We start from the raw sequence: 3631 nt of genomic DNA on the forward strand, positions 1-3631 counted from the left end.
TGTCAAACGACATCAGGAACCGGCCCCCTGGCGACATGAGGAAAGGGCCCCCGGTTGAGCCCAGTGTCACTGCCGCTTGCAATCCATGGTGAGCAGCAGTTCCTGCGGGGCGGGCTCGGTCAAGCCCGCAGCCGCCGGAGGCGGAGGCCCACAGGGCTTGGCTTGAGGGAGGCCGATCCGTAGGAGATCATCCAGCCTGGATGCAGGCGGCGTTGGGCGGCCGGACAGGGGACGGGTCATCGGCGTGGTCATGCGGAGCCCGGCGCCTCGGCGGCAAACGGTGTTGGCTTGATCAGGCCGGAGCGACGCTTCTCGCGCAGCCGGTAACTGTCGCCGCGGATGGTGATCACGTGGCTGTGGTGAAGCAAGCGGTCCAGGATCGCCGTCGCCGCCACGGCATCCCCGAAGACGCTCCCCCACTCGCTCACGTTGCGGTTGCTGGTCACCAGGATGCTGCCGCGTTCATAGCGGCGGCTCACCAGCATGAAGAACAGATGCGCCGCGTTGGTTTCCAGAGGCAGATAGCCGAGTTCATCGACGATGAGCAGCTTGGGCTTGGCGAAATGCCCCAGCCGCTCCTCCAACCGGCCATCGGCCTGTGCCTTGGTCAGCATCGTCAGCAGCGTCGCCGCCGCGACGAACAGCACTGAGTAGCCACAGCGGATCACCTCGCGGCCGAGCCCGACGGCGAGATGGGTTTTGCCGACGCCCGGCGGCCCGAGCAGCAGCAGCGCGTCGCCGTTGGCCACCCAGCGGCCGGTCGCCAGATCGCGGATCTGCTTGGGGTCGAGCGAGGGCTGGGCGTCGTACTCGAACGCCTCCAGCGTGCGCACGAAGGGGAACTTGGCGATGCTCATCGCCATCTGGATGCGCCGCTCGTCCTTGCGCGCCACCTCGGCTTCGCACAGGAAGGCCAAGGCTTCGCGCAGGCTCAACTCGCGCCGCGCCGCCTCGTCGAGCAGGGTATCGAGCTGGTCGCGTAGCGCGGTCAGCTTCAGGCGCGTCAGCATCCGCGCCAGATCGTCGGGTTCGGCGCTCACCATCCACCTCCGATCACCGCTTCGTACTCCGCCAGCGGCCGCAGCAGCTCAGGGGCACACGGTGGCTCCATCGGTTCATCGGGACCGGAGGCTCCCAAGGGGCTGGAGCGGCTGGGCCGCACACCGACCACGCCATCAAGGTGATGGGCGTCGATAACCCGCTGGCGGCGACCATGGACCTGGGCGTGGCGCGCCACTTCGGTTCCTGCCAGCAGGATCCGCACCGCCCCGTCGCTGACCTCCACCGTGACGCTCTGCCCGATCAGGCGCCAGGGCACACTGTAGTGATTGGTGTCGATGCCGACGGTGCCGTCGCTCTGTACCTTGCGGTGCAGCTCACGCACCTGAAGGTAGGGTGGGCGCCCGTTCAGCCCGCGCAAGCTGGCCGCCTCGGCGGCCTGGAAGCGGTCAATCGGCCGCTCGCCCGTGGTGCCGTGGACGCGGACATCGGCGATGGTGCGCATCCAATGCGCCAAGTGCCCTTCGAACGCCTCCCAGCTGGCGAAGCGCCGCCCGGCGACGGCGTTCTTCTTGACGTAGCCGACGCCGTTCTCGTCCTTGCCCTTGGTGCGTGCCCGATACGGCGCACAGGCCCGCGGGTGGAAGCCCCAGTAGCGGGCAAAGGCATGGAAGCGCTCGTTGAACGTCACTTCCCGCGTCTCCCGGTCGTGATGGGTGACCAGGGTCTTGGGATTGTCGATCAGCACCTCCCGCGGCACGCCGCCGAAGTGCCGGAAGGCCGCCTCCACCCCGGTGATCCAGGCGGACTGCCGTTCGTGGCGGAACGCCGCGACGAAGTTGCGGCGCGAGTAGCCCAGCGTCGCCACGAACAGGTGAACCCGCACCCGCTCGCCACCGATCTCCACTGCGGTGGCGCCGAAGTCGATCTGCAACTGCTGGCCCGGCGCCGTCTCGAAGCGTACCGTGGCTTTGCTTTCCGCCTGCAGCTCCTGGCGCAGTCCCTGGACGGCGCGTTCCACCGTGCGCAACGACACCTGGACGCCGTGCTCGTCGGCCAACTCCTGGCGTACGACGTCAGCGTTGCCCCGGTGCCGTCGGAGGCGTTCGGCCAGCCAGTCCGTCAACCCGTCCAGTCGACCAGTGCGGTGCGGCAGCCGGTAGGGTTGCCAGCCTCCGCAGCGCAGATAGCGCTTCACCGTCTTCCGATCGCATCCCAACTCCCGGGCGATCCGCTTCGAGCCCCAGCCCAGGGCCTGCAACCGGATCATTGCCGTCACCTCGTCCGGGGCCAGCATCACGTCCCTCCGCTCCGTGCCCACGGAGGAACTCAACGGTGTCGTGCCCTCGACCATTCTTCACCTCTCAGTGTCGATGGGGGGCCCTTTCCTCATGTCGCCCGGGGGGGAGTTTCTCATGTCGCCTGACAAGTATGCGCAATGTGTGCCTTTCAGTACCTGCTGGGACGCCAAGAAGCAATCAGGGCCGGTCTGCTTGAACCTTCCAAGTGCCGGGGGTGCAGCTCATCCCGTCGCAGGTAGCATCTCTACGATCGCGTTCCGCAACTCGTTCGCGGCCACCGGCTTATGAAGCAGCACATGGCCACCCACACGTACCTCGACCAGGCGCTCCGGAGCGGTGTCGCCGGTGATGATGGCGGCCGGGACTGGCGCGTCGAGGCGTTCGTACACGGCACGGATCGCATCCAGGCCCGTCTCGCCGCCGCGCAGCCGGTAATCGGCCAGGATGACACTGGGCCATTCCCCGCGCTCAATGTGGCTCGCCGCCTCTGCAACGGATCCGGCTGTCAGCACCCGGTAGCCCCAGCCCTCCAGCATGGCCTGGAGTTGCCCCGGCTCGGTGGACACCATCTGACTTGCGCAGGAGGTGTCGACCAATGCCGAAAACCCGCCCCCCTTATCCGCCGGAATTCCAGCAGCATATGGTCGAGCTGGTCCGCTCTGGACGCGATCCGGCCGACCTTGCCCGCGAGTTCGAGCCGTCGGCCCAGGCGATCCGCAACTGGGTGGCGCAAGCCGATCGCGATAACGGTCACCGCAGCGACGGCCTGATCAGTTCCGAGAAGGAGGAACTGGCTCGCCTGCGTCGCGAGAACCGCCAACTGCGCCAGGAGCGCGACATCCTGGCAAAGGCGGCGGCCTGGTTTGCACGGGAGACCGGCACGATCCCGTCCGGGTCTTCCAGTTCATGAGCGCGAACCAGGCCTCCTTCCCGATCCGCACCATGGCCCGGGTGTTCGGCGTGTCGCCGGCCGGTTACTACGCTTGGCGTCGGCGTCAACCGTCCCGGCGCGCTCAGGTCGATGCCGACCTGCTGCGCCGGATCCGCACGGCGCACGCCGCCTCCCATGGCACGTACGGTGCTCCACGGATCCGGGCCGAATTACAGGCCGAGGGGATCACGGTCAGTCGCAAGCGGGTGGCCCGGCTGATGCGCGGCGCCGGCTTGGTCGGCGTGTGCCGCCGCAAGGGCACGGTGACGACCCGGCGAGATGTCAACTCCCGACCAGCACCGGACCTGGTAGAGCGGAACTTCACCGCGGATCAGCCTGATCAGCTATGGGTCGCGGATATCACCTACCTGCCCACTTGGGCCGGCTTCTTGTATTTGGC

Annotated in this window: 3 protein-coding genes and 1 pseudogene; 1 reads left to right on the forward strand and 3 read right to left on the reverse strand. The window is 67.6% G+C overall.

Going from position 1 to position 3631, the window contains the following annotated elements; all coding sequences use genetic code 11:
• Positions 1 to 248 precede the first annotated feature (248 nt).
• From istB to AC1DVI_RS32190, 3 genes are all read right to left on the reverse strand, one after another.
• A complete protein-coding gene (gene istB / locus AC1DVI_RS32180) occupies positions 249 to 1040 on the reverse strand; it encodes an IS21-like element helper ATPase IstB (RefSeq protein WP_476961439.1) in 792 nt (263 codons plus the stop codon).
• On the reverse strand, positions 1037 to 2296 hold the full coding sequence (gene istA / locus AC1DVI_RS32185; protein ID WP_476961441.1) for an IS21 family transposase: 1260 nt from the start codon (positions 2294 to 2296) through the stop codon (positions 1037 to 1039). Before istA ends, istB begins: the two co-directional genes overlap by 4 nt.
• Positions 2297 to 2521: 225 nt before the next feature.
• A complete protein-coding gene (locus AC1DVI_RS32190; RefSeq protein WP_476961440.1) occupies positions 2522 to 2896 on the reverse strand; it encodes a response regulator in 375 nt (124 codons plus the stop codon).
• On the opposite strand from AC1DVI_RS32190, the pseudogene AC1DVI_RS32195 reads away from it, so the two are divergent.
• Positions 2896 to 3631: pseudogene (locus AC1DVI_RS32195) on the forward strand (IS3 family transposase); the annotation flags it as partial. The gene AC1DVI_RS32190 and the pseudogene AC1DVI_RS32195 sit on opposite strands and share 1 nt — an antisense overlap.

This window comes from Azospirillum sp. P4_B5, from assembly GCF_056402275.1.

Coding starts and splice junctions, on each gene's coding strand:
- istA (WP_476961441.1), bottom strand. CDS start 2,296: ATGCTGGCCCCGGACGAGGTGACGGCAATGATCCGGTTGCAGGCCCTG.